Here is a 23,792-nt window from a genome sequence, read left to right on the forward strand (position 1 = left end):
ACTTTAAAGAGACATTTCAATCTCTTTCAATACTTCTTCACTCACTTCATGTTTGCCATTAAATTCATGAATTTCTAAATCATCAGGAAATAATTTGTGAGCCATATCAATTTGTTTCTGAAGTTTTTCAGAATGAATGTATTGATCTTTATTTCCGTAAACCAAATGTGTTTTTGTTTTGACGTTATTTACAAAATCTTCAGCTGTAAATTCATCTGGAATACTACCAGAATGTAAAATCAGCCTTTCACATTTTATACCTCTTTTTTGGAGCCAACGCATCACCATCGAAACACCTTGAGAGTAACCTAAAAGAATCACTTTTTTATGATGTAATTTTTCCTTTTCATAAACTGCATCAAGATAATTGAGTACATTTTCAATTTCAATCGCTTTGTTCTCTCTAGTTAGCCATGAAGCACCAACATATTTAAAAGCTCTTGTTTGGTAATATTTTGCTGGCGCTTGAGGTGCAATAACAAAATTTTTATCTGAGTCTAATACTTCAAAATATTTAATAAAATAACGACTTAAGTAGGCGATACCGTGGCAAGCAATCCAAACTTGCTCTGTGTCAGCATTTAGTGTATTTAATGTCGAGTAGGTGTTTGTTGTTTCGTAGTTTACCTGAAGTTCTTTGGATGACATATGAAAAAGCTTTTGTAATTTTACACAACAAATTAAAGCAAACTCATGAACATTCCGAAGTCCGAAATCTTAAAAAGATGTAACGCTTATGTCCCTAACACTTTAATGCAAACCTTAAGTATTGATTATGTTGATGTTGGTGACGATTTTTTAACAGCAAGAATGCCAGTCACATCCAAAGTTCATCAACCTGATGGTGTTTTGCATGGTGGTGCAATGGTTGCATTAGCCGAAAGTGTAGGAAGTGCAGCCTGTTTCATTTTTTTAGATGCGCAAAATTTCATGATTCGCGGACTTGAGATTTCTGCAAACCATATCAGAAGTATTGCCTCTGGAAATGTTTTCGCAACAGCAAAATTTATACATAAAGGAAGAACAACGCAAGTTTGGGATATTAAAATCACAGATGAAGATGAGCGTTTAATTTCTGCTGTTAAGCTCACAACAATTGCTTTACCTAAAAAATAATATGTCAGATTTTTTTAAAATATTAGATGATCATCATAAGGCTCAATTGCCATTTGTCATTTATCATAAACCCAATGCTGAACAGGTTTTCTTTCATCGAATGAACACTGATAAATTATTTCGTATTAATTCTTTTGAAGGTTCAGGTTATGTTTTTGCGCCTTTTGATTTAAAGGAAAAAGCGATTCTTTTTCCTCAGAAGGATTTAGAAAGTGATTGCATTGATTTATCTGATATTGATTTAGATGAACTCACTTTCGAAAAGAAAGAGATTGATAAGAATCCAAATGAAAAACAAGTTTATCTTGATCTACTTGAACTCACTTTAAAAGAGATTTCAGAAGATGAAAATCTTGATAAAATTGTCACTTCTCGACAAATCAATTTTCACAAAAAGGATTTGAATGTCTCATTACTCTTCATAAGAATGCTCAAGGCTTACCCAAATGCAATGACCTACATTTGGTTTCATCCAAAAGTCGGTTTATGGGCGGGAGCCACACCAGAAACATTGATTAAGTTAAAAAGAAATCAGCTGCAAACGATGGCTTTGGCTGGTACGAGGCATAAAAATGTGATAGAAAGTCAGCCTTTTACTGAAAAAGAAAAAAAGGAGCAAGCTTTTGTGACTGAGCAAATATTAGAGGCTTTACGCCAGACTAAAGCAACGGATATTCAAACATCAGATTTAAAAGTCGCGCCAGCAGGTGAGCTTTTCCATTTATTGACAGAAATTCAAGCACAAATACAGCCTGAAAATTTTGATGCTGTTCTCAAAGCAATTCATCCAACACCAGCAGTTTGTGGCTTACCTAAAGAAAAATCTTTTAACTTTTTATTGAAAAATGAAAATTACGATCGCCAATTTTATGCAGGATTTTTAGGTGAATTAAACTGGAAATCAGAAAAAATAAGGTCAAATAGACAACGCAATCAAGAGAATCAAGTTTTTAAATCCATTCAAAAAACATCAGATTTATATGTCAATTTAAGATGTCTTTCTTATCGTGAAAATCAAATTTCACTTTATGTGGGAGGTGGTATCACAGCTGAAAGTCAACCTGAAGATGAATGGGAGGAAACTCAAAATAAATCTCAAACGATGTTAAAAGTGCTTTAAGAAGTCAAGCTTTTCGTTGACTTATCCTTTTACAAAATTACCTTTGTAAGTATGACACATCAAATATTTTCTTCGATACCAACAGCGCAGCTGATTGTAGAATATTGTAAGCGTTACAGCATTTTAGATGTTGTTATTTCGCCTGGCTCAAGAAATGCGCCTTTAACGATTGGTTTTTCTAATGATAAAACCATTCAAACTTACAGCGTTGTCGATGAGCGCTGCGCTGCATTTTTCGCTTTAGGAATGGCTCAGAAAAAAGGAAAACCAGTCGCTGTTATTTGTACTTCTGGCTCTGCAGTAGCCAATTATTATCCAGCTGTGACTGAGGCTTATTACAGCAATATTCCATTGGTGGTTATCTCTGCCGATCGACCAAAACATTTGATTGATATCGGAGATGGACAAACGATTCAGCAAGAAAACTTTTTCCAGAATCATGTCTGTTCATCGGCTAATTTAAAGGATGATACTTACCAAGATGCTTCAAAATCACCGCTTTCTTTTAATTCAGAAAAACTAAAAACAACTTTAGCGAAATGTCTTGAAAATTCTTTACCTATACATATTAATGCTGCATTTGATGAACCTTTGTATTATACAGAAAATGCAATTTTACCTGAAGTCAAAGCTGAGTTGGAAGCTGTTCAAATCAGGCATCTTGAGTCTCTTGATGATCAAGAAGAGTTTGTCAATAATTGGAATTCTGCCAAGCGTAAATTAGTTTTAATCGGCGTCAATCATTCAGCGCATATTGATGAGGAGATTCTTGATATGTTGGCTAACGATCCATCTGTTATTGTGATGACAGAAGTGACTTCAAATGCTGCTCACGAAGATTTTTTCCAAAGTATTGATTCTATTTTAGCGCCCATAGAAAAGTCTGAAAATAAAGATGAACTCTTCAAAAAACTTCAACCAGACATGTTGATAACAATGGGAGGGATGTTGGTTTCTAAAAAAATCAAAAAATATTTACGTGAATATCAACCTAAACAGCATTATCATATCGGTGAGAATAAGGCTTTGGATACTTTTTTCTGTTCACCAAAACATTTAAAAATTAAAATTAATTCTTTTTTTAAAAATGTTTTAAAGGATTTAGAAATAGTTAATTCTGATTATTTTAAATTTTGGAATCCTTTAAAATTGGAAACCGATCAACTTTTAGAAAATTACGTTAAGGAAATTGAGTATTCAGATTTTAAAGTTTTTTCACAATTATTCGCACATTTTCCAGAACATGAAAATGTTCATTTTGCAAATAGTTCAACAGTAAGATATGCAAATTTATTTGATGCAAGAAAAAAGATTAACGCGTTCTCAAATCGTGGAACAAGTGGTATTGATGGGAGTACGTCAACTTCTATTGGTTATGCAGTTGCAAGTCAACAACCAACGACTTTAATCACTGGCGACTTGAGTTTCTTTTACGACTCAAATGCGTTGTGGAATCAATATATTCCTTCTGATTTTAAAATTATTGTGATCAATAATTCAGGTGGAGGTATTTTTAGAATTTTACCAGGTGATAAAGAAGATCAGTATTTTCAAAAATACTTTGAAACCAGACATCAACTCACAGCTAAACATCTCAGTAAAATGTATAATTTCAATTATGCAAAAGTTGATAATATGAAGGATTTAGAGAATAAACTTTTTCAATTCTTTTCTCAAAAAGACAATCCTCAAATACTAGAAATCATGACACCAACTGAGGTGAATGATAAAGTTTTACTAGATTTCTTTAATTATCTTCTTCCTGTTTTTGATGATAAATTTTAATGCTTTTATGATTGTTTTATCCTAACTTTGCACAAAAATTTGCAAATGTTAGAGTTAGGTATAAAACACAAATTGGTTATTGATAGAGATACAGCGCCAGGATTATTCTTAAAAAATGAAGCTGGCGATGAAGTTTTATTGCCTAATAAATACAAACCAGAAACATTTGAGATTGGTGATGAGTTAGAAGTCTTCGTTTATTTAGATTTTGATGAACGTCCAGTTGCGACTAATCTTGAACCAAAAATCATGCTCGATGAGTTCGCAATGCTTGAATGTGTTGACGTAAGCGATCACGGTGCGTTTTTAGATTGGGGACTTGAGAAGCATTTATTTGTTCCATATATCGAACAATCATATAAAATGCATGTTGGTGACAAATATCTTGTTTTTTGTTATCTCGATGAAGAAACTAATCGCTTAGTTGCCTCAAGTAGAGTTAATAAATTTGTTGATAATTCAGTTCTCACAGTTGAAGAATTTGATGAGGTTGATTTAATTGTGACAAATAAAACTGAACTTGGTTATAATTTAATCATCAATGAAATTCATAGCGGATTACTTTATAATGATGAGGTTTATAAAGAATTGAGAACTGGTGATCGCTTAACAGGTTATATCAGAAAAATTAGAAAAGATTCTAAAATTGATGTCACTCTCCAGAAATTTGGTTATAAAAGTATTGAGCCAAATTCACAAATCGTTTTGGATGAGTTAAAAAAGACTGAAGATGGATTTATTGGAATTCATGACAAATCTCACCCTGAATTGATTTATCAAAAATTTCATTTGAGTAAGAAAGCTTTTAAGAAAGCAATTGGCAGTTTATATAAATCAAAAGATATTAAAATCGTCAAAGGCGAAGGCATTCAATTGCTCAATGATAAAGAATAGACTAATAAGCGCCAATATAAAACCTAGCTCTGTTTCTGTCTCGATTTCTATACGAATTGTGGTATGGAGGCGAGTAGAAACCTGTTCGATATTTAAATCTATCACCTAAATCTTCATAAACAGAATTTTTCACACGATTTGAACCTGAGTAAATCGGTTGATCGTTATAAGATGGTGAGTATAAGTTGACTGAGTTATCGAGTTTGGGCTTGTTAGCTTCAAAAGAAGCCAATTGTTTTTTTACGAAACTAAATTCATCAAGACTTCTGTTTTTCTGTTGCTTTTTGCGCTCAATAGCAGCAACCATATTTATTTGTCTTTTCTCTCTAAAAGGATCAACATTCAAATCGATTCTCATCATTGAGATGCTATTTTCAATTTGATTGTTTACAGAAAAAGGATCGTCGAGTACACTTAAAGTTGGAGCGTCAAAACTTTCAAAAAGTTGCCCTCGAAATTCTTGAGCTTGTAAAGCATAGAAACTAAGTGAAATAAAACAAAAGAGGAACAACTTTTTCATATTCACAAAGATAAACAAAAATAATGTCGATTACAATGTGATGAGATTCTGTTAACATTCCTTTTTATGCCACTCCATGATTGATTCATTTTTCCACAACTGAGGGAAGAATTTACGTTGTTGGAATTTTGGGTGTAAATATTTTTTCCATTCAGATCCGCCAGTCGCTGCTTTTTGTTCTCCTTTTTTCTCAAGATATTGCGTTGCTGTTCTTAAATGTACAATTGGCCATTTAACGTTGTATGCATTATCAAAATCACGAGCAGCATTCAATAATTTTTCTGAAGGATGCTCAAACTTCAACAGTACTTCATTAACAGTTTGACCTGTCATTTTTTTGGAGAGTCTGATAAATTCATCTAAGTATTTATCTTCAAAAGCTTTGAGTGTATGTGATTTCTTACCTGTTTTTTTATCTAAACCTGCGCTTTGCCAATAAATATGTTTAAACAAAGTTTCAGTATCAGGATTTTCAGGAAGATTCTCTTTTCCTTTCTCGTTAATCAAATTAAAAATAGGTGTTGCATAAATCTCTAAAAATCTGAATTGTGCTGATTGAAATCCACTTGCTGGAGTCAATGTCATCCTGAATTTGTTGTAATCATCATAACTCATTCCATCTTTCATAACACTAAATGAAGTGATCAACATATCTGTATAACGTTGTAACCTATAGAGCTTATCAATGAAAAAATCTTCTGTTATATCTTCTTCTTCACAAATTTGTGAGATTTCATGAATCATTAATTTTAACACTAATTCTGTGATTTGATGATACATGATGAATACGGATTCATCTTTAAAATCTGTTCGTGTATTTTGTAAAGAAAGAAGTGTATCAACTTGTATGTAATCCCAGTAATTAATGGGTTTTGCGTAAACTAAACCTTCTAAGTATGCGTCAGGGTTTTCACCTAAAGATTCATATTTTTTATTGACTTTATCGAGAATATCTTGATTCATTTTGTGTTTAAGTTTTAACAAAGCTAATAAATTTGTTTGAAACAGATTTGTAGTTGCTGACTTTGACTAAAATCAAAAATGATGATAAGATTGGCGTAATCTTCACAAGAGATTATGACGGCTTGTTTTGAAATTCTTGCTACATTTGTAGTTAAAATTATTACATATGTCAGAAAATTTGGAACGTATAAAATGTTTGATTATTGGTTCAGGTCCTGCAGGTTATACTGCAGCTATTTATGCAGCAAGAGCTGATATGAAACCAGTTGTTTATACAGGAATGGAGCCAGGAGGTCAGTTAACGACAACAACTGAAGTTGATAACTTTCCAGGTTATCCTGAAGGAATCGACGGACCACAAATGATGGTTGATTTACAAAAACAAGCTGAGCGCTTCGGTACAGAAGTTCGTATTGGGATGGTGACTAAAGTTAAATTCTCTGAGAAAGAAGGCGGAGTTCATAAAGCTCAAATTGATAATAAAGAATGGGTAGAAGCAAACTCTGTAATTATTTCAACAGGTGCTTCAGCTAAATATTTAGGCTTGCCAAGTGAACAAAGATTGCGTGGAGGCGGTGTTTCAGCATGTGCAGTTTGTGATGGTTTCTTTTATAAAGGTCAAGATGTTGCTATTGTTGGAGGTGGAGATACTGCTTGTGAAGAAGCAACTTACCTTGCTAACATTTGCTCTAAAGTAACAATGCTTGTTCGTAAAGGTGAAATGAGAGCTTCTATGGCAATGCAACATAGAGTTAAAAATACCAAAAACATTGATTTGAGATATTTTACTGAAATAGATGAAGTCTTGGGTGATCAAGTTGTTGAAGGTTTGCGTATGGTCAATAATCAAACGCAAGAGAAAGAGGAAATTAAAATTACAGGTCTATTTATCGCTATCGGTCATAAACCAAATACAGATATTTTTAAGGGTATCCTAACGATGGATGATGCAGGTTATGTCATTACTCAAGGTAAATCAACAAAAACAAATATGCCTGGCGTATTTGCTTCTGGTGATGTTCAAGATAATGAGTACAGACAAGCAGTAACTGCAGCAGGAACAGGCTGTATGGCAGCTTTAGATGCTGAAAGATATATGGCTAGAACTGACATGATTGAAACTAATGAGCCTTTAGCACAAGCTGATTAATTTCATTTTATAAAATTGATAAAAAGCTGTTTCAAATATTTTGAAACAGCTTTTTTTATGCTTTTTTGTAAGCTTCAAAAGCTTTATATATCATCTCATTGTTGACTTCACAATCTAAAACAGGCTGACCTATGTTAGAAAGAAGAACAAAGTTGATGCGTCCTTTTGTATTTTTTTTATCGTGTTTTAAAAGCTTTACGACTTCTGAAATATCCTTTTCTGAAAACTCAACTTTAGTAAAATAAGTTTTAATGAGTTTTACATATTTCTCATACGTATTTTTATTCAAGCTTTGTTTTTGTACTGAAAGGTTTAAGGCTAAAATCATACCGATGGCAACAGCTTCACCGTGAAGAAGCTTTGGAAAGTTATCATTTTTTATGCTGTATGATTCAATTGCGTGGCCTAATGTATGTCCAAAATTAAGAGCTTTTCGCATTCCTTTTTCATGTGGATCATTTTCAGAAATTTCTGTTTTAATTTCAATTGATCTTTCTATGAGTTCCGACAGTTTCTCAACACTAAAAGCTGATAAATCTAAAAACGTATCTAAATAAGCTTGATCAGCAATAAAGCCGTGTTTGATCATTTCAGCTAAACCACTACGCATTTCAGCTTGATCTAAAGTTGATAAAAAGCGCGGATCGATCATTACTTTTTCGGGAGTGTTAATGACACCGATTTGATTTTTAAGAGCACCAGCATTCACACCATTTTTTCCGCCAATTGCAGCATCAACCATGCCTAAAAGTGTTGTTGGAATATGTATAAATGAAAGGCCTCTTTTAAAAGTTGAAGCAATAAAACCACCAATATCAGTCACTACGCCGCCACCCAGGTTTAAAACAAGAGAAGCTTTATCAGCATCAAGGTCAGCTAAGGTTTGCCAAAGTTGATTGCAAGTTTCTATGGATTTGTATGCTTCACCAGCTTGTATTTCTATGATTTCTATTTCTAAATCTGTTTCAATTTCTTCTAAAAATAATTTGAGACAATGTTGATGAGAATTTGAATCGACGAGCACAAATATTTTAGAAAAGTCACGGCCTGAAATCCATTTATTAACTTCTTGATAACCTGTGTTTAAGAAATGAATTGAATAGTCCTTTAATTGTAGTAAATTCATGGAGAATAAATCTTAAATTTTGCTGTAAAATTACCATCTTTTTGTAAAGGTTTAAGATATTCAATAAGTATATTTGATAAAATTATTTTCGCATGTTAGACACAAAAATATTTAACGATACAAAGCACGCTTTTATACTTAAAGATGACGATGATTTAAAGCGTTCATTATTCATTTTTTCAATGATGAATATTCCTTTTTTTGTACCTATCTCAACTGTTGCTTTAAATGCAGCACTTTCAATTAAGTTACCGATACAACCATTGATCAAAAAAACAATTTTTAAACAGTTTTGTGGTGGTGAAACACAAGAAGAAACTTTGCCTTTAATCAAATTGATGTACACTAAAAATGTCCATTCTGTTTTGGATTATTCTGTTGAAGGTAAAGAAACTGAAGAAGATTTTGATAAAGCTGCTGATACTAAAATTGAGATTATCAAATTTGCATCAACAGCTAAGGAGCTTCCTTTTGCTGTCGCCAAGCCTACTGGTTTAGGACGATTTGAGATTTGGGAAAAGGTGTCAGCCGAAGCTGTCTTGACAGATAAGGAAACAGAAGAATGGGACAGAATACAGGCAAGATTATATAGAATAGCTGAAGCAGCTGTAAAGTATGATACAAAACTACTTATTGACGCTGAAGAGTCGTGGATGCAAAAAGCTGCTGATGATTTATGTTTTAGACTAATGCAAGAGTTTAATAAAGAAAAAACTTATGTTTATAATACTTTACAGTGTTATAGATGGGATAGACTTTCTTATGTAAAAGAAATTCACGAGTACGCACAAGCAAATAATTTTAGATTAGGTTTTAAAATTGTGAGAGGAGCTTACATGGAAAAAGAAAATAAGAGAGCTAAAAAAATGGGTTATCCTACACCGATTTGTGAAGACAAAGAGGCAACAGATGTTAACTTTAACGCAACAATGGGCTATTGCATCAACAACATAGATGATATTTCTTTATTTATTGGAACACATAATGAAGTCAGTACTTATATGGCTTTACAATCTATGGAGCAAAAAGGAATTCCGCTGGATGATGATAGAGTTTGGTTTGGCCAACTTTATGGTATGAGTGATCACATTACCTATAATATTGCTAAAGAGAACTCAAACGCGATAAAATTACTTCCATTTGGTCCTGTTAAAGATGTTGTTCCTTATTTGATCAGAAGAGCACAAGAGAATTCATCTGTTCAAGGACAAACAGGTCGTGAACTTGCATTATTACGTGAAGAAAAGGATAGGAGAGACGGTCAATACGTTAAACGTATCGAGTAACTTTTAAGATATAATGATGAACAAAAACGCTTGTGAATTTATTTCCACAAGCGTTTTTTATTTCAATAAATCTTCTTTATTAAAACTGATTAATTGTTTTTCTGATTTCAGTTAGCTTATTCATTAAACTATCTAAATGCTTAATATCTAACATATTTGCTCCATCGCTTTTAGCTTCGCTAGGGTTAAAATGTGTTTCTATAAAAAGTCCATCAACATTATTGACAATCCCAGCTTTTGCAATTGTTTCAATCATTTCAGGGCGTCCACCAGTCACACCAGATGATTGATTAGGCTGCTGAAGTGAATGTGTCACATCTAAAACTGTAGAGGCATACTTTTTCATTGTTGGGATTCCTCTAAAATCTACGATTAAATCTTGATAGCCAAACATTGTTCCTCTGTCTGTGATCATCGCTTTCTTATTTCCCGAATCAATGACTTTCTGTACGGCATGTTGCATACTTTCAGGACTCATAAATTGTCCTTTTTTGAGGTTGACAACTTTACCTGTTTGTGCAGCAGCAACAACCAAATCTGTTTGTCTGACCAAAAATGCAGGTATTTGAAGCACATCAACATATTGAGCAGCCATCGCTGCATCTTCAGCTTGATGTATGTCTGTAACTGTGGGAACATCAAATTTTTCAGAAACTTTTTTTAAAATTTCTAATGCTTTTTGATCACCTATTCCTGTAAAACTATCAATTCGGCTACGATTTGCTTTTTTGAAAGAACCTTTAAAAATAAAAGGAATTTGATATTTATCAGTGACTTTTAAAATCTTTTCAGCGATTTGCATTGCCATGTCTTCACCTTCAATGGCGCATGGACCAGCTAACAAGAAGAAGTTATTTGAATCTGTATGTTTAAGTTTTGGGATAAGATTTAAATCCATGTTTTTTAATTTTTGGTAAAATTACGAAATGAAATGTTATCGACTCAATTTCTTTTTGAAGATATCTAATTTCAAATTTATTCCTAATTTCTTCAGATTTTAACAGTAAATATAATTAGAGTGAATATATTTGGGCAAAAAATATCTCTATGAGAAAAATACTCTTGATTTTAGTTACTATTTTTACAACTCATCTTAATGCTCAAATTCAGACCCCACAACCGAGTCCGAAAGCAAACCTTAAACAAATTGTTGGTCTGACGACTATCAAAATTGATTATTCTCGACCTGCCATGCGGGATCGTGAAGTTTTTGGAAACCTAGTTCCTTTAGACAAAATATGGAGAACTGGCGCAAATGAAAACTCTGTGATTCACTTTGAACATGATGTCAAAATCAATAAACAAATGTTGGAAGCTGGTTCTTATGCAATTTATACAAAGCCTTCAAAAAACAACTGGGAAGTTTATTTTTATGAAAATACCGAAAATTGGGGATTGCCTGAAGAATGGGATCCAACAAAAATTGCAGCTTCTGTTTCAGTTCCAGTGAAAAAATTGAGTCATAAACAGGAATCATTTACGATAGGGATTAATGAAATTAAAAATGATTACGCACACCTTCAAATTTCATGGGAAAATACTTTAGTTGAAGTGCCTATTCATTTTATTACAGATGAACTTGTGACTGAAAGTATTGATTCTGTGATGAATGGACCTAGTGCAAATGATTATTATAATGCAGCAGTTTATTATATGACAGCAGACAAAGATATTTCGCTCTCAGTAAAATGGATTGAAAAAGCAGTTTCAATGATGGACGCAACTCCTTACTGGGTATTAAGACAGCAATCTTTAATCTATGCAAAAGCAGGGAATAAAAAGAAAGCAATTTCTGCAGCTGAGAAATCTTTAAAAGCTGCTGAAAAAGCAGGAAATAGTGATTATATAAAAATGAATAAAGAGAGTTTAGCTGAATGGAAATAAATTTCTAAACTTTTTATAAATAGAAAACCCCCATAAATCTTGATTTATGGGGGTTTTTAAATTCTAAATTATCTTATTAAATATTAAAAGTTTTCTTTAATTCTTCTACATAATTCAATTCTTCCCATGTGAAAAGATCAACCTCATGAGTTACTTCTCCTGAGTAATCAGATTTATAAACTTTCTTTATTTTTCGAGATTCTTTACCCATGTGTCCATAAGCTGAAGTTTCTCTATAAATCGGATTTCTAAGCTTAAGGCGTTTTTCAATCATGCCTGGTCGCATATCAAAAATCTTTTTGATTTTTTCTGCGATTTCTCCATCAGACATTTCAATGTTTTTATTTGTGGTATTGATGAAAATAGAAGTTGGTTCACTCACACCAATAGCATAAGAAACTTGAACTAAAACTTCATCAGCAATACCAGCTGCAACCATGTTTTTGGCAATATGTCGTGAAGCATAAGCTGCTGACCTATCCACCTTACTCGGATCTTTTCCAGAAAAAGCACCACCACCGTGGGCACCTTTTCCGCCATAGGTATCAACAATAATTTTCCGTCCCGTTAAACCTGAATCACCGTGTGGTCCACCAATTACAAATTTTCCTGTTGGATTAATATGGTATTTTATTTCATCGTTAAATAAAGATTTAATCTTATCTTCATAAGAATCTCTTACACGAGGAATTAAAATATTTTTAAGATCATCACTGATTTTCTGAAGCATGACTTCATCCTCATCAAAATCATCATGTTGAGTAGAAATTACAATTGTATCAATACGAATGGGTTTATGGTCATCGCTATACTCAATCGTTACTTGGGCTTTTGCGTCAGGTCTTAAGTAAGTGATTTCATCATTTTCACGTCTTAACTTTGCCAGCTCAATCATGAGTTTATGAGAAATATCAAGCGCCAAAGGCATATAACTTTCCGTTTCGTTTGTAGCGTAGCCAAACATCATTCCCTGGTCGCCAGCACCTTGTTCTTCTAAGGATTCACGCTCAACACCCTGATTGATTTCTTTTGATTGCTCATGTATTAAAGAAACGACACCGCATGAATCTCCACTAAACCTGTATTCACCTTTTGTGTAACCGATATCATTTATCACATCGCGCGCGACTTGCTGCACGTCGATGTAAGTTTTGCTATTAATTTCACCAGCAAGAACAACCTGACCTGTGGTGACAAGCGTTTCTGCCGCAACTTTTGAGTTTTTATCAAAAGCTAAAAAGTAATCTAATAAAGCATCACTAATCTGATCTGCAATTTTATCTGGATGTCCTTCAGAGACACTCTCAGATGTAAATAAGTATGACATAATATTAAAATTTTGTTGCGTAGGAAAGCAATGTGCAACTTGCAAGATCTAGAGACCTAAGACTGTGTTTAGCATTTTTAGAGGTTGCAAGCAGATCAAATTTTTCCTCGGATGGCAAATTTACAATTTTTATTTTACTCTGTTTTAACTTAACTTATATTTAGCAGACAATCACTTGGTAAATGTCTTACTTTGTGAATAAATAAAATTACTTTTTCTATGAAAATTAATCTCCAAAAAAAGAAAGATAGCAGTGTTCATTTTGAAGCGATGAACACCAATGGCGATAAAGTCGAAATGTATAATTCTTCCGCTGGAAATCAGCAAGCAGCAAGCCCGATGGAGCTTATTCTGATGGGCGTTTCAGGTTGTAGCAGTATTGATATCGTTCATATTTTAGAAAAACAAAATCTTAAAGTTGATGATTTGCAAATGGAAGTAGAAGGTCACAGAAACGAGACCGTTCCAAAAGTTTTTCACCGCATTGATTTATTAGTAAAAATAAAAGGAGATATTCCTGCAAATAAGGCACAACGCGCTGCAGATTTATCTTTTGAGAAATATTGTTCTGTGTCTAAAATGTTAGAAAAATCAGTTGATATTCATCATAAAGTTGAACTTAACGGAAAGTTGATTTCTTAATTCATTAAACGATGAAATTTATAGAAAAGCTGAATTTGATTCAAATTCAGCTTTTTTGTTTCTATATAAATCACTTCACAATATTTCTGAAAGTGAGGTTGATACGTGGTTGATGCACTTTTTTTGCTTTAGGAAGTTGATGCAGCCAATACTTTTGAGTTTTTCCTCTCATCAACAATAAACTGCCCGAGTTTAAATAAAAATCAATTTTTTCTTTCGTAGATTTATGTTTAAAAGAGAATTTTCGAACTGCGCCAAAACTTAAAGAGGCAATCACGCCTTTTTCTTCTAACTCTTTTTCATCATCGGTGTGCCATCCCATGCCTTCATCACCATCGTGGTATAAATTGAGCAAACATGAATTGAATTTTAGATTTAATTGCGACTCTATATCCTTTTGAATAGTTTTTAAACTTTCTGTCCATGGCAAAGCGATTTTTTCTTTGTTGGAGTAAGTGTAAGTTTTTCCAGAATTACTATAAAATGCAACTTTACGTTTGGTCACTATCTTTTTGCCAAACATGTTGATTTCTTCATGCTTCCAAGTGATATTGTCTAAAAGTTGCTGATAGAAATACTCTGATTTTTTGAGAGCATAAAAATCCTCAATATAATTAACGATTCCATCATTTGATAAATAGTTTTTGAGAGAATTTAAATTTTGAAAAGGCATAAATCTATTTAGTTGTAGAGTAAATATTGAGCTCTCATTTTTTTATAGTTTTCTAAACCTTTTTGCCAGCTTGCTTTTATTTCTTCAGCAGAAAGTCCAGCTTTTATTTGTTCTTGCAAAGTTTTGTTTCCTGCGAGTTTATTAAAGAAGTTATTGAAGAAATCTTTATGATTAGATGTGTTGTTATAAGCTTCAATTAACCATTCTAAATTAATTTGAGAAAGATTTTTATGCTGCGTTAAATCTTTTCCAAAACATAATTTATTTTCATGTTTAGGATATTTTGCGCCTGGGTTGGAAACAGGTGTGTAACTATAATCGAAATAATTCTTATTTAAAAAAGGTGATCCAAACACTTGAAATTGCTGATTTGTTCCTCGACCTGCGTTGACATTTGTTCCTTCAAAAAAGCACAAACTTGTATAAAGATTAATGGCTTGATCATTTGGTAGATTCGGTGAAGGCTTGATAGGCAAACTATAAGGCATTTTTCGCTTGTAATTTCCGACTTTAATGACTTTTAGTTGTGCCTGAACTTTGCTAGCTAACCACTTTTCGCCATTGATCATCTTTGCATATTCTCCAATTGTTAAACCATGAACGATTGGCACTGGATGCATACCAACAAAGCTTTGATATTTTTTCTCTAATATTGGTCCATCGATATAATGTCCATTTGGATTTGGTCTGTCAAGAACTAAAACGCTCACATCATTTTCGGCTGCCGCTTCCATGATATAGTGCAAACTTGAAATATAGGTGTAAAAGCGTGCACCAACATCTTGAATGTCAAAAACAATAACATCTATATCTTTAAGATCTTGAGGCGTTGGTTTTTTATGGTTTCCGTAAAGAGAAACAATAGGCAAGCCCGTTTTTTGGTCAACGCCATCTTTCACAATCTCACCAGCATCAGCCTTTCCTCTGAAACCGTGTTCAGGAGCAAAAACTTTTTTGATTTTTATCTCTCTTTTTAAAAGAGAATCAACCAAATGAATATAGCCACTTTCTTTAAAAATAACTGAAGTTTGATTACCAACAACAGCGATATTTTTATTCTTTAAAAACGGAATATAGTTTTGAGTTTGATTGGCACCCACTTGAATGATCTTATTTTTTTCTAAAATTTCTTCTTTTTCTTGTGCTTGACAAGCGAGATTAAATAAAACCAGAAATAAAACTGTATTTTTGAGCAGATTTCTAAAAAGGTGATGCATTGAATTTTGAATATTTTGTTTCCAAACGCTTAAGTGCGAAAAGTGACCATAAAAGTAGTGTTTCGGCTCCAATTATAAAAATTGCAACCGTAGCAATCGCATTGGGAGTCATTGTGATGCTTATTGCTTTTGGAACAGGCTTGGGCTTACAAAATAAAATTCGTGATAAAATTGCTGCCTTTAATGGACATGTCGTCATTCAAGGATTTTCAAGTAATGAATCTAAGGAGAACCTCAATCCGATCAAGAAAAATCAAGATTTTTACCCTGATTTTGAATCAATACCAAGTGTCTCACATATACAAGCGACAGCAACAAAATGGGGCGTTATTCGGACAGAAACTGATTTTGATGGGGTCGCGCTTAAAGGTGTTGATAGTTTATACCAATGGAATTTTTTAAAAGAGTTTTTAATAGAAGGTCGCTTACCTCACTTTGAGCAGCGCGCAAGCAATGAAATTTTAATTTCAGATTATTTAGCAAAGCGTTTAAAATTTGAATTAGGTGATAAAGTGATTATGTATTTTATGCGGAAAAATACAGAGAATAAATTACCGCGTCCACTTGGTTTAGAAATTGTAGGTATTTATTCATCTGGTTTTCAAGATTTCGATAAAACTTTTGTAATTGGTGATATTAGGCAAGTACAACGTTTAAATCAATGGTCAGAAAATGAAATCGGACAGTTTGAGGTCTTTACGGATGATTTCAATAAGATAGAAAGTTTCTCCCAAGAAATTTATCAAAATATAGGTTCATTTTTAAACTCTGAATCCATTATTAATCTTTATCCAGCAATTTTCGATTGGCTTAATTTATTCGATTTTAATATCATCATCATATTATGGATCATGATTTTGGTTGCAGGGATTAACATGATTACTGCTCTTTTAGTTCTTATTCTTGAAAGACGTCAAATGATCGGCGTTTTTAAAGCCCTAGGTGCCTCAAATTGGACGATTAGAAAAATATTTTTATACAATACTTTGTTTCTTATTCTTAAAGGATTGTTTTACGGAAACATCATCGGATTGAGTATTTTATTTTTACAGAAATACTTTGAAATCATTCCGTTAGATCCGAGTTCTTACTACGTCACAAGCGTTCCTATTGAAATTAATTTGACTTATATTTTAGCAGTTAATATAGGAACTGTGATATTATGTATGTTGATGTTAGTTGTCCCGTCCTTAATTATTTCTAAAATAACGCCTGTAAAAGCCCTGAAATTTGATTAAAGTCTCTTAATTTCTGCTAAAGTCTATTAATTTTATATTTTTGCAGACTCAAAATTAAGATATGGATTATTCAGAAAACATCATTGAAACAATTGGGAATACCCCGATGGTTAAAATGAATAAAATTGTTTCTGAAATTGATGCACTTGTTTTGGCAAAATATGAAACTTTTAATCCTGGTAATTCCGTTAAAGATAGAATGGCTTTACAAATGATTAAAGACGCAGAAGATGACGGCCGCTTAAAACCAGGCGGAATAATCATAGAAGGAACATCGGGAAATACAGGCATGGGCTTGGCTTTAGTTGCTATCGTGAAAGGATATAAAGTCATTTGCGTTATCAGCGACAAGCAAAGCAAAGAAAAAATGGATATTCTTAAGGCCGTAGGTTGTGAGGTTCATGTTTGCCCAACTGATGTAGCTCCAGGCGATCCACGTTCATATTATTCAACTGCAAAGCGTTTAGCCGAAGAAACACCAAATTCTTGGTATGTTAATCAATACGATAATCCTTCAAATACAAAAGCACATTATTTGACAACCGGACCGGAAATTTGGAAACAAACGGATGGCAAAGTCACACACTTTGTTGTCGGAGTTGGGACTGGTGGAACTATTTCAGGAGTCGGGAAGTATCTTAAAGAGAAAAACCCTGACATTAAAATATGGGGAATTGACACTTATGGTTCCGTTTTTAAGAAATATCATGAAACTGGTATTTTTGATGACAATGAAATTTATCCTTACGTTACAGAAGGCATTGGTGAAGATATTTTACCTAAAAATGTAAATTTTGATATCATTGATGGGTTTATAAAAGTGACTGACAAAGATGCTGCTGTTTACACACAGAAATTAGCTAAGGAAGAAGGTATGTTTCTTGGAAACTCAGCTGGAGCAGCGATTAAGGGCTTATTACAATTAAAAGAAAATTTTAGTAAAAATGATGTTGTGGTTGTTTTGTTTCACGATCACGGAAGTAGATATGTTGGTAAAATGTATAATAACGAATGGATGAAAAGTATGGGTTACCTTGATTGTTAAATGATAAAATCCTGCCAATAAAAGCAGGATTTTTTTATGCAGATAACTCAAAAATAGATATTTAGAATTTTAGAAATTAATAGAATTATTTAAGAATTAAAGAACAACTTATGAATTTAAAAAACAGATTGTTTTATTTTTTAATATTATTAACCACTTCTTTTTATGCGCAAAATCAAGATTTAAAGCAACAAAAAACTTTACATGTTGATGTAGAGCTCAAAAACCCATCTTCTGAAATTAATGATGGTGAAGCCACTTTAATTGTAAGCGGAGGAGAAGCGCCTTACACTTACAAATGGTCAAATCAAGAAACAAGCCTTGAGTCTAAAAAATCAACTGGGCTTATCGAAGGAATGCCCCATACAGTTGTGGTTACTGATGCTAAAGGAAATAAAGTTGAAAAAACTTTTGAATTAGAAGCAGAATCAATTACTGAGATTTTTAATAGTGGCGTTCAGCCTGCTGTTGATTATTTAGGGATGGTTTTGTTCTGGGATCCTTTTGAGGCGATCGGAATATATGATCCTCTGGTTTATACTTCTCATAAACTTGTACCAGTTCCAGAATGGGATCCATCATCTGCACCTTCTTATACATTAAAAAAATGGTTGATAGAAGAAAATGCTCATGTCAACGAAGGTGATGAAATAGCAGTTGTTGAAACTGGTGACGGAAGAGAATTAACAGCAAAATCAGATGGTGACGGGAAGATTAAATATCTGGCAAAAGAAGGTCAAGTTATTTATGATCCCGAGAGTACGGAAGACGTGATTGTGGCAGATGCGCACATGATTGCTGAAATTGAATTTGATGATCCACAACCTTTATTGCATGCCAACGGAGACATTCGTAAAAATTCAATTCCTTTTATCGTGATTTGGCTTATTCTAGGAAGTATATTTTTTACTTTTCGACTGGGCTTTATTAACATTAGAGGCTTTAAACACTCTATTGAATTAGCCAGAGGAAAGTATGATGATCCTGCTGCTCCAGGCCGTATCACACACTTTCAAGCAATGGCAACAGCGGTTTCTGCAACAGTCGGTTTAGGAAACATTGCGGGTGTTGCCGTCGCCATTTCATTGGGCGGTGCAGGAGCAACTTTCTGGATGTTTATGGCTGGATTTTTTGCGATGTCACTCAAATTTGTGGAATGTACACTTGGTGTAAAATATCGCTTTATTAATAAAGAAGGACGAATTTTTGGCGGACCTATGAATTACTTAAGATATGGTTTAGAGAAAAAAGGTATGAAGGGTTTAGGTAAGTTCTTAGCTGTCTTATTCGCTGTGCTTGGTGTTGGTGCATCATTAGGTGGCGGTAATATGCTACAATCTAACCAAGCTTTTAAAATTGTATCAGAACAACTTCCATTTCTGCAAGGCTACGGATTCTGGTTTGGAGTTATGTTTGCTGTTTTAGTGGGTGTTGTAATTATTGGAGGTATTAATAGTATTGCACGCGTTACAGGGCGTGTTGTGCCGTTTATGGCAGCTGTTTATATTATAGGTTGCTTAGTAGTGATTGGCACGAATTTTCAAAATATTGGAAATGCATTTGAAGCTATATTTAATGGCGCTTTACATGCTGATGCTTTAAAAGGTGGTTTTATAGGTGTTTTGATTATTGGTTTACAACGTGCGGCTTTCTCTAGTGAAGCTGGTGTTGGTTCTGCAGCTATTGCTCACTCAGCATCTAAAACTAATAATCCTGTTGCTGATGGGTTTACCTCATTAGTTGAGCCATTTATTGATACAATGGCTGTTTGTACAATGACAGCATTAGTTTTAATTTTTACAGGTATGCATCAAGAATCAACAGGTATGGGAGGTGTTGAGTTAACTTCTCAAGCCTTTGGTAGTGTTATTTCTTGGTTTCCAGTTGTGTTGGCATTTGCAGTTTTCTTGTTTGCCTTTTCAACTATGGTTTCTTGGTCGTATTATGGAATGCGTTCTTGGACTTATCTTTTTGGAAGAAGTAAAAAATCAGAAATGGTTTATAAAGTGTTATTTCTCGTATTCGTAGTATTAGGCGCATCAGTGAGTTTAGGTGCAGTTTTAAGCTTTTCAGATATGATGATTTTAGCAATGTCTTTTCCTAATATTGTCGGTCTTTACATCATGTCATCAGAAGTTCGTGCTGATGTAAAAGATTACTTGAAAAGATTGAAAGAAAATAAAATTTTTATTCATCCTCGTTTTAGAGAAGAATCTAAAACTGAAGCATAAATAGATATAGGTTACATAAAAAAGGCGATGAATTATAGAAATTCATCGCCTTTTTTTATTTAATAAACCAATGCTTATTTAGTATTGTTCATTTTCATTCGGGAAATTTTGAGACTTGACATCGTCTTTGTATCGTTTTAAAGCATCAGTCATAACTGTGTGTAAATCAGCATATCGACGTAAGAAGCGAGGGCTAAATTCTTTATTCATTCCGAGCATGTCATGTATTACTAAAACCTGTCCATCAACACCACCACCTGCACCGATTCCAATCACAGGAATGCTTACACTTTCAGCAACTTCTTTTGCTAATTTTGCAGGAACTTTCTCTAAAACAATTGCAAAACAACCAATTCTTTCGAGCATTTTAGCATCTTCTTTTAATTTTTTAGCCTCGTATTCTTCTTTTGCTCTTACGGTGTATGTTCCGAATTTATAAATTGATTGAGGAGTTAAGCCCAAATGTCCCATCACAGGAATACCAGCTTTTAAAATGCGCTTAATCGAATCTTTGATTTCTTTACCTCCTTCCATTTTTACTGCGTGAGCACCGCTTTCCTTCATAATTCTTATCGAAGAACGCAAAGCTTCTTTTGGATCTGATTGGTAACTTCCGAAAGGTAAATCAACAACAACAAGAGCTCTTTGAATACCGCGAATAACACTTGAGGCGTGATAAATCATTTGGTCTAAAGTGATTGGTAAAGTTGTTTCATGACCAGCCATCACATTTGAAGCTGAATCTCCAACCAAAACCACATCAATTTCAGAATGATCAACAATTTGTGCCATAGTGTAATCGTAGGCAGTAATCATTGATATTTTTTCATCGTTTTTTTTCATTTCAGTCAAAGATTTGACTGTAACTCTTTTATATTGTTTTTTTGCTGTTGACATTGTTTTTTATTTTAATGTGCGTAAATTTAGCCAAATAAAATTTGAATAAAAAAATCAACGGATGAATATTGTATTATTTGATGATGAGCATCGTCACAACTTTTTACCACTCACATATACAAGACCAATTGCCGATTTGAGAATCGGAATAAGAAAAATTTCAGAAAAGTACGAAAACATTTTTGAGACTTCTGTTTTTTACGAAACTGAAGATTATCTTCAAGAAAAATTTCAAAAATCCGACGGCTCTGAAGAATCAATTTATATCAATAGCCGTTTTTTACCTGATCAACATTTAATTGAATCCATTGAATCTCTGTCTTTTGATGAAGTTTTACAAACGGAATCAACTGTTGTGGCTTATAAGTTGAAATCTGGTGCTACTTTAGACACTTCAACTCTAAAGAAAGTTGACTTTAAACATCAAAATATTGAAATCAAGAATGTTTGGGATATTTTTGCTCAAAACCATCAAGCCATTCAAGATGATTTTGAACGAATAACTTCTGGTCGAACTTCACAAGAAATTCCTTCGCATGTTTACGCTGTTAATCCTTCTCAAATTTTTATAGAAGAAGGCGCTACAGTTCACAATGTAACTTTAAACGCAAGTGAAGGAGCAATTTACATTGGAAAAAATGCTGAGGTTATGGAAAATACAGCTGTTCGAGGACCATTTGCTTTATGTGAATCTTCAACTTTGAAAATGGGTGCAAAAATATATACAGGAACGACAATTGGACCTCATTCAAAAGTAGGAGGAGAGGTGAGTAATTCTGTAATTACTGGCTATTCAAACAAAGGTCATGATGGCTTTTTAGGAAATTCTATTTTAGGTGAATGGTGCAATATTGGCGCAGATTCAAATACATCTAATCTCAAAAATAATTATGCGAGTGTAAAGTTATGGGATTACTCGAAGAAAGGTTTTACATATACTGGATTGCAATTTTGTGGTTTAATTATGGGCGATCACTCTAAATCTGCAATCAACACGATGTTTAACACAGGAACGATTATTGGTGTTTCGACTAATATTTTCGGATCAGGTTTTCCAAGAAATTTTGTTCCAAGTTTTTCATGGGGAGGAAATCAAGGTGTTAAAACTTACAACTTAAAAAAAGCGATGGAAGTTGCTGATATTGTAATGAAAAGACGACAATTGGAACTGAATTCAGTAGAGCAAAATATACTTGAAAAAGTTCATGAGTTGACACAGCCTTATCGACGTGACTAAATTGAAATAACAACTATAAAAAATCTATTTTTTCAGTAAAATGAAGAGATAGATTTTTTATTTAATCGAGATACATTTTTTGATAATTTGGTTTGTTTTGATGATCTTCAAAAATGACTTCAACTTCTTGTTGATTTATTTTTGAAGGTTTACTTCTAGCTACGCCAATAATGTTAAGCGCTTCTGACAATAAACTTTCAGAAGTATCACCAAAAGCTTTTGCATCTCGAAAATCTTCAGTTTTCTGAAACTGCGGAATTAAACCTTCTGCATAATCGCCTTGACCATTTGCATTTTCGAGCTTAGAGATAAGTGGTTGCAAAGCATAAGTATGGCCAATATTCGCATTGCTTTTATTGTAATTAGGAGAATCATACAAAGTTCTGGAAGCTTCAAATTTACCAACAGTCGTTTCTCCGATTTGTACAACATCGATGTAAGCGTTTAGAGAATTGATCAATAACTCACTTGCTGAAGCAGAATTGCGGCTTGTTAAAATATAAACTTTTGATAAGTTTAGTGAATTGATAGATTCACCACTTCTAATAGTTGAATCAAAAAATAATTCATCAGGATCAAAATTTGAGTTATAAATTTGTCTTGCAAAAACCTGATTATTAAATTGACCAGTAATCATGCTTGCTAAATCTTTACAGGACTCAACACTTCCGCCAGAGTTGTATCTTAAATCAATAATGAGCTCATCAACATTATTTGCATTAAAATTTTGAAAAACAGCATTTAATTCAGAATCAAAATCTCCTCTGAAATTGTTATACACCAAATAACCGATTTTGGCTGTATCAAAGTTGAGAACTTCAGAATAATGAACAGGGTTTTCTTGTATAACTCTTTTCTCTAAAATCACACTTTGATCAATTGATACTAATTCATCATCGACAAATTGTGCTAATTGAATTGTGTATGAATTTCCGCTTGTTAATTCTAAAAAACTAGAATCAACAGTCAGTGTTTCATCATTTATTTTATTAAAAATCATTCCGCGTTCTAAGCCTTTTTCATCTGCTGATGAACCTGGTAATACATAACGAATAAACCCATAAACTTGATTACTTCCTGATTGTTGAAGATATGTTATTCTTAAACCTGTCGATTGATTGACGCCACTTAAACTGTTTTCTAGTGCTGTGTAATCGCTAACAATAATCGAAAATCTATCTTGTGTTGCGAGTAAATCTTCAAAAAGATTTTCAGGAGAATTATAACTTTTTAGATAATTTTTAAATTCATCTTGAGTCGAAAATCTATTATTTGCTAAGTCAGGCGAATCAGATTTATAAAGATAAAAATCGTTCATTGCTCGCCAAACAAAGCTTTGAATATCCTTCGTTTCTGTAGGAACAATATTATCATCGAAGTCATCATGACAACTGAATAAAATAAAACTAAAAAACAAAAGGCATAAGTGTCGGATTTTCAT

General features: G+C 33.2%; 22 protein-coding genes. 12 read left to right on the forward strand and 10 right to left on the reverse strand.

From position 1 onward, the window contains the following. Nucleotides 1-3 precede the first annotated feature (3 nt). Entirely contained in the window at nt 4-648 is a 645-nt protein-coding gene (locus CAP47_RS03860; protein ID WP_100775457.1) for an alpha/beta hydrolase, read from the reverse strand. 45 nt (nt 649-693) lie between these two features. On the opposite strand from CAP47_RS03860, the gene CAP47_RS03865 reads away from it, so the two are divergent. From CAP47_RS03865 to CAP47_RS03880, 4 genes are read left to right on the forward strand one after another with little or no spacing between them, the layout of a single operon-like run. Then, nucleotides 694-1,116 (forward strand): PaaI family thioesterase, encoded by a 423-nt coding sequence (locus tag CAP47_RS03865; protein WP_100775458.1) that lies wholly within the window; start codon nt 694-696, stop codon nt 1,114-1,116. 1 nt (nt 1,117) lies between these two features. After that, complete coding sequence (locus tag CAP47_RS03870) at nt 1,118-2,236, forward strand: chorismate-binding protein (RefSeq protein ID WP_100775459.1); 1,119 nt, start codon at nt 1,118-1,120, stop codon at nt 2,234-2,236. A 51-nt stretch (nt 2,237-2,287) separates the two neighbouring features. After that, nucleotides 2,288-4,021, forward strand: a complete 1,734-nt coding sequence (menD, locus tag CAP47_RS03875) for a 2-succinyl-5-enolpyruvyl-6-hydroxy-3-cyclohexene-1-carboxylic-acid synthase (protein ID WP_100775460.1) — start codon at nt 2,288-2,290, stop codon at nt 4,019-4,021. Nucleotides 4,022-4,066: 45 nt separating this feature from the next. Next, nucleotides 4,067-4,915: a S1 RNA-binding domain-containing protein gene (locus tag CAP47_RS03880; protein ID WP_100775461.1), complete on the forward strand. Its 849-nt coding sequence runs from the start codon at nt 4,067-4,069 to the stop codon at nt 4,913-4,915. Nucleotide 4,916: 1 nt separating this feature from the next. Here the strand turns inward: CAP47_RS03880 and CAP47_RS03885 are convergent, their stop codons facing one another. Further along, the gene (locus CAP47_RS03885) at nt 4,917-5,435 is read right to left on the reverse strand and encodes a hypothetical protein (protein WP_100775462.1); all 519 of its coding nucleotides are present in this window, start codon (nt 5,433-5,435) and stop codon (nt 4,917-4,919) included. A gap of 51 nt (nt 5,436-5,486) precedes the next feature. Beyond that, nucleotides 5,487-6,398 carry a tryptophan 2,3-dioxygenase family protein gene (locus CAP47_RS03890; RefSeq protein ID WP_100775463.1) on the reverse strand — a complete coding sequence of 304 codons (912 nt, stop codon included), beginning with the start codon at nt 6,396-6,398 and terminating at the stop codon, nt 5,487-5,489. Between the two features lie 166 nt (nt 6,399-6,564). Here CAP47_RS03890 and trxB point away from each other — a divergent pair, with 166 nt between their 5' ends. Next, nucleotides 6,565-7,548, forward strand: coding sequence for a thioredoxin-disulfide reductase (trxB, locus tag CAP47_RS03895; protein ID WP_093240249.1), 984 nt, complete (start codon nt 6,565-6,567; stop codon nt 7,546-7,548). A gap of 55 nt (nt 7,549-7,603) precedes the next feature. On the opposite strand, the gene aroB is transcribed toward trxB, so the two are convergent. After that, the gene (gene aroB / locus CAP47_RS03900) at nt 7,604-8,674 is read right to left on the reverse strand and encodes a 3-dehydroquinate synthase (RefSeq protein WP_100775464.1); all 1,071 of its coding nucleotides are present in this window, start codon (nt 8,672-8,674) and stop codon (nt 7,604-7,606) included. A 92-nt stretch (nt 8,675-8,766) separates the two neighbouring features. On the opposite strand from aroB, the gene CAP47_RS03905 reads away from it, so the two are divergent. Further along, the gene (locus CAP47_RS03905) at nt 8,767-9,960 is read left to right on the forward strand and encodes a proline dehydrogenase family protein (RefSeq protein WP_100775465.1); all 1,194 of its coding nucleotides are present in this window, start codon (nt 8,767-8,769) and stop codon (nt 9,958-9,960) included. A gap of 79 nt (nt 9,961-10,039) precedes the next feature. On the opposite strand, the gene kdsA is transcribed toward CAP47_RS03905, so the two are convergent. After that, entirely contained in the window at nt 10,040-10,858 is an 819-nt protein-coding gene (gene kdsA / locus CAP47_RS03910; RefSeq protein WP_100775466.1) for a 3-deoxy-8-phosphooctulonate synthase, read from the reverse strand. 149 nt (nt 10,859-11,007) lie between these two features. On the opposite strand from kdsA, the gene CAP47_RS03915 reads away from it, so the two are divergent. Then, nucleotides 11,008-11,844, forward strand: a complete 837-nt coding sequence (locus CAP47_RS03915; RefSeq protein ID WP_100775467.1) for a DUF2911 domain-containing protein — start codon at nt 11,008-11,010, stop codon at nt 11,842-11,844. 76 nt (nt 11,845-11,920) lie between these two features. On the opposite strand, the gene metK is transcribed toward CAP47_RS03915, so the two are convergent. After that, complete coding sequence (gene metK / locus CAP47_RS03920; protein WP_100775468.1) at nt 11,921-13,171, reverse strand: methionine adenosyltransferase; 1,251 nt, start codon at nt 13,169-13,171, stop codon at nt 11,921-11,923. A gap of 219 nt (nt 13,172-13,390) precedes the next feature. On the opposite strand from metK, the gene CAP47_RS03925 reads away from it, so the two are divergent. Next, entirely contained in the window at nt 13,391-13,813 is a 423-nt protein-coding gene (locus CAP47_RS03925; RefSeq protein WP_100775469.1) for an OsmC family protein, read from the forward strand. Nucleotides 13,814-13,883: 70 nt separating this feature from the next. On the opposite strand, the gene CAP47_RS03930 is transcribed toward CAP47_RS03925, so the two are convergent. Together CAP47_RS03930 and CAP47_RS03935 are read right to left on the reverse strand one after the other, a co-directional pair. Continuing rightward, nucleotides 13,884-14,486 (reverse strand): alpha-ketoglutarate-dependent dioxygenase AlkB family protein, encoded by a 603-nt coding sequence (locus CAP47_RS03930; RefSeq protein WP_100775470.1) that lies wholly within the window; start codon nt 14,484-14,486, stop codon nt 13,884-13,886. A gap of 8 nt (nt 14,487-14,494) precedes the next feature. Then, a complete protein-coding gene (locus tag CAP47_RS03935; RefSeq protein ID WP_100775471.1) occupies nt 14,495-15,703 on the reverse strand; it encodes an exo-beta-N-acetylmuramidase NamZ domain-containing protein in 1,209 nt (402 codons plus the stop codon). On the opposite strand from CAP47_RS03935, the gene CAP47_RS03940 reads away from it, so the two are divergent. From CAP47_RS03940 to CAP47_RS03950, 3 genes are all read left to right on the forward strand, one after another. After that, complete coding sequence (locus tag CAP47_RS03940; RefSeq protein WP_093240208.1) at nt 15,703-16,941, forward strand: ABC transporter permease; 1,239 nt, start codon at nt 15,703-15,705, stop codon at nt 16,939-16,941. The genes CAP47_RS03935 and CAP47_RS03940 overlap by 1 nt on opposite strands. Nucleotides 16,942-17,002: 61 nt before the next feature. Further along, on the forward strand, nt 17,003-17,986 hold the full coding sequence (locus tag CAP47_RS03945; protein ID WP_100775472.1) for a PLP-dependent cysteine synthase family protein: 984 nt from the start codon (nt 17,003-17,005) through the stop codon (nt 17,984-17,986). Between the two features lie 110 nt (nt 17,987-18,096). Then, nucleotides 18,097-20,217: an amino acid carrier protein gene (locus CAP47_RS03950; protein ID WP_100775473.1), complete on the forward strand. Its 2,121-nt coding sequence runs from the start codon at nt 18,097-18,099 to the stop codon at nt 20,215-20,217. Between the two features lie 78 nt (nt 20,218-20,295). Here the strand turns inward: CAP47_RS03950 and panB are convergent, their stop codons facing one another. Then, nucleotides 20,296-21,114 carry a 3-methyl-2-oxobutanoate hydroxymethyltransferase gene (gene panB, locus CAP47_RS03955; protein WP_100775474.1) on the reverse strand — a complete coding sequence of 273 codons (819 nt, stop codon included), beginning with the start codon at nt 21,112-21,114 and terminating at the stop codon, nt 20,296-20,298. 61 nt (nt 21,115-21,175) lie between these two features. Between panB and CAP47_RS03960 the strand changes: the two genes are divergently transcribed. Further along, nucleotides 21,176-22,351: a GlmU family protein gene (locus CAP47_RS03960; RefSeq protein WP_100775475.1), complete on the forward strand. Its 1,176-nt coding sequence runs from the start codon at nt 21,176-21,178 to the stop codon at nt 22,349-22,351. Between the two features lie 61 nt (nt 22,352-22,412). On the opposite strand, the gene CAP47_RS03965 is transcribed toward CAP47_RS03960, so the two are convergent. After that, nucleotides 22,413-23,792: a S41 family peptidase gene (locus CAP47_RS03965; protein WP_100775476.1), complete on the reverse strand. Its 1,380-nt coding sequence runs from the start codon at nt 23,790-23,792 to the stop codon at nt 22,413-22,415.

The organism is Psychroflexus sp. S27, assembly GCF_002810405.1.
Classification (GTDB): Bacteria; Bacteroidota; Bacteroidia; order Flavobacteriales; family Flavobacteriaceae; genus Psychroflexus; species Psychroflexus halocasei_A.

Bases quoted from the DNA above. Each gene is read 5' to 3' on its own strand.
- CAP47_RS03860 (WP_100775457.1), bottom strand. From the start codon at position 648: ATGTCATCCAAAGAACTTCAGGTAAACTACGAAACAACAAACACCTAC.
- CAP47_RS03865 (WP_100775458.1), top strand. From the start codon at position 694: ATGAACATTCCGAAGTCCGAAATCTTAAAAAGATGTAACGCTTATGTC.
- CAP47_RS03870 (WP_100775459.1), top strand. From the start codon at position 1,118: ATGTCAGATTTTTTTAAAATATTAGATGATCATCATAAGGCTCAATTG.
- menD (WP_100775460.1), top strand. From the start codon at position 2,288: ATGACACATCAAATATTTTCTTCGATACCAACAGCGCAGCTGATTGTA.
- CAP47_RS03880 (WP_100775461.1), top strand. From the start codon at position 4,067: ATGTTAGAGTTAGGTATAAAACACAAATTGGTTATTGATAGAGATACA.
- CAP47_RS03885 (WP_100775462.1), bottom strand. From the start codon at position 5,435: ATGAAAAAGTTGTTCCTCTTTTGTTTTATTTCACTTAGTTTCTATGCT.
- CAP47_RS03890 (WP_100775463.1), bottom strand. From the start codon at position 6,398: ATGAATCAAGATATTCTCGATAAAGTCAATAAAAAATATGAATCTTTA.
- trxB (WP_093240249.1), top strand. From the start codon at position 6,565: ATGTCAGAAAATTTGGAACGTATAAAATGTTTGATTATTGGTTCAGGT.
- aroB (WP_100775464.1), bottom strand. From the start codon at position 8,674: ATGAATTTACTACAATTAAAGGACTATTCAATTCATTTCTTAAACACA.
- CAP47_RS03905 (WP_100775465.1), top strand. From the start codon at position 8,767: ATGTTAGACACAAAAATATTTAACGATACAAAGCACGCTTTTATACTT.
- kdsA (WP_100775466.1), bottom strand. From the start codon at position 10,858: ATGGATTTAAATCTTATCCCAAAACTTAAACATACAGATTCAAATAAC.
- CAP47_RS03915 (WP_100775467.1), top strand. From the start codon at position 11,008: ATGAGAAAAATACTCTTGATTTTAGTTACTATTTTTACAACTCATCTT.
- metK (WP_100775468.1), bottom strand. From the start codon at position 13,171: ATGTCATACTTATTTACATCTGAGAGTGTCTCTGAAGGACATCCAGAT.
- CAP47_RS03925 (WP_100775469.1), top strand. From the start codon at position 13,391: ATGAAAATTAATCTCCAAAAAAAGAAAGATAGCAGTGTTCATTTTGAA.
- CAP47_RS03930 (WP_100775470.1), bottom strand. From the start codon at position 14,486: ATGCCTTTTCAAAATTTAAATTCTCTCAAAAACTATTTATCAAATGAT.
- CAP47_RS03935 (WP_100775471.1), bottom strand. From the start codon at position 15,703: ATGCATCACCTTTTTAGAAATCTGCTCAAAAATACAGTTTTATTTCTG.
- CAP47_RS03945 (WP_100775472.1), top strand. From the start codon at position 17,003: ATGGATTATTCAGAAAACATCATTGAAACAATTGGGAATACCCCGATG.
- CAP47_RS03950 (WP_100775473.1), top strand. From the start codon at position 18,097: ATGAATTTAAAAAACAGATTGTTTTATTTTTTAATATTATTAACCACT.
- panB (WP_100775474.1), bottom strand. From the start codon at position 21,114: ATGTCAACAGCAAAAAAACAATATAAAAGAGTTACAGTCAAATCTTTG.
- CAP47_RS03960 (WP_100775475.1), top strand. From the start codon at position 21,176: ATGAATATTGTATTATTTGATGATGAGCATCGTCACAACTTTTTACCA.
- CAP47_RS03965 (WP_100775476.1), bottom strand. From the start codon at position 23,792: ATGAAAATCCGACACTTATGCCTTTTGTTTTTTAGTTTTATTTTATTC.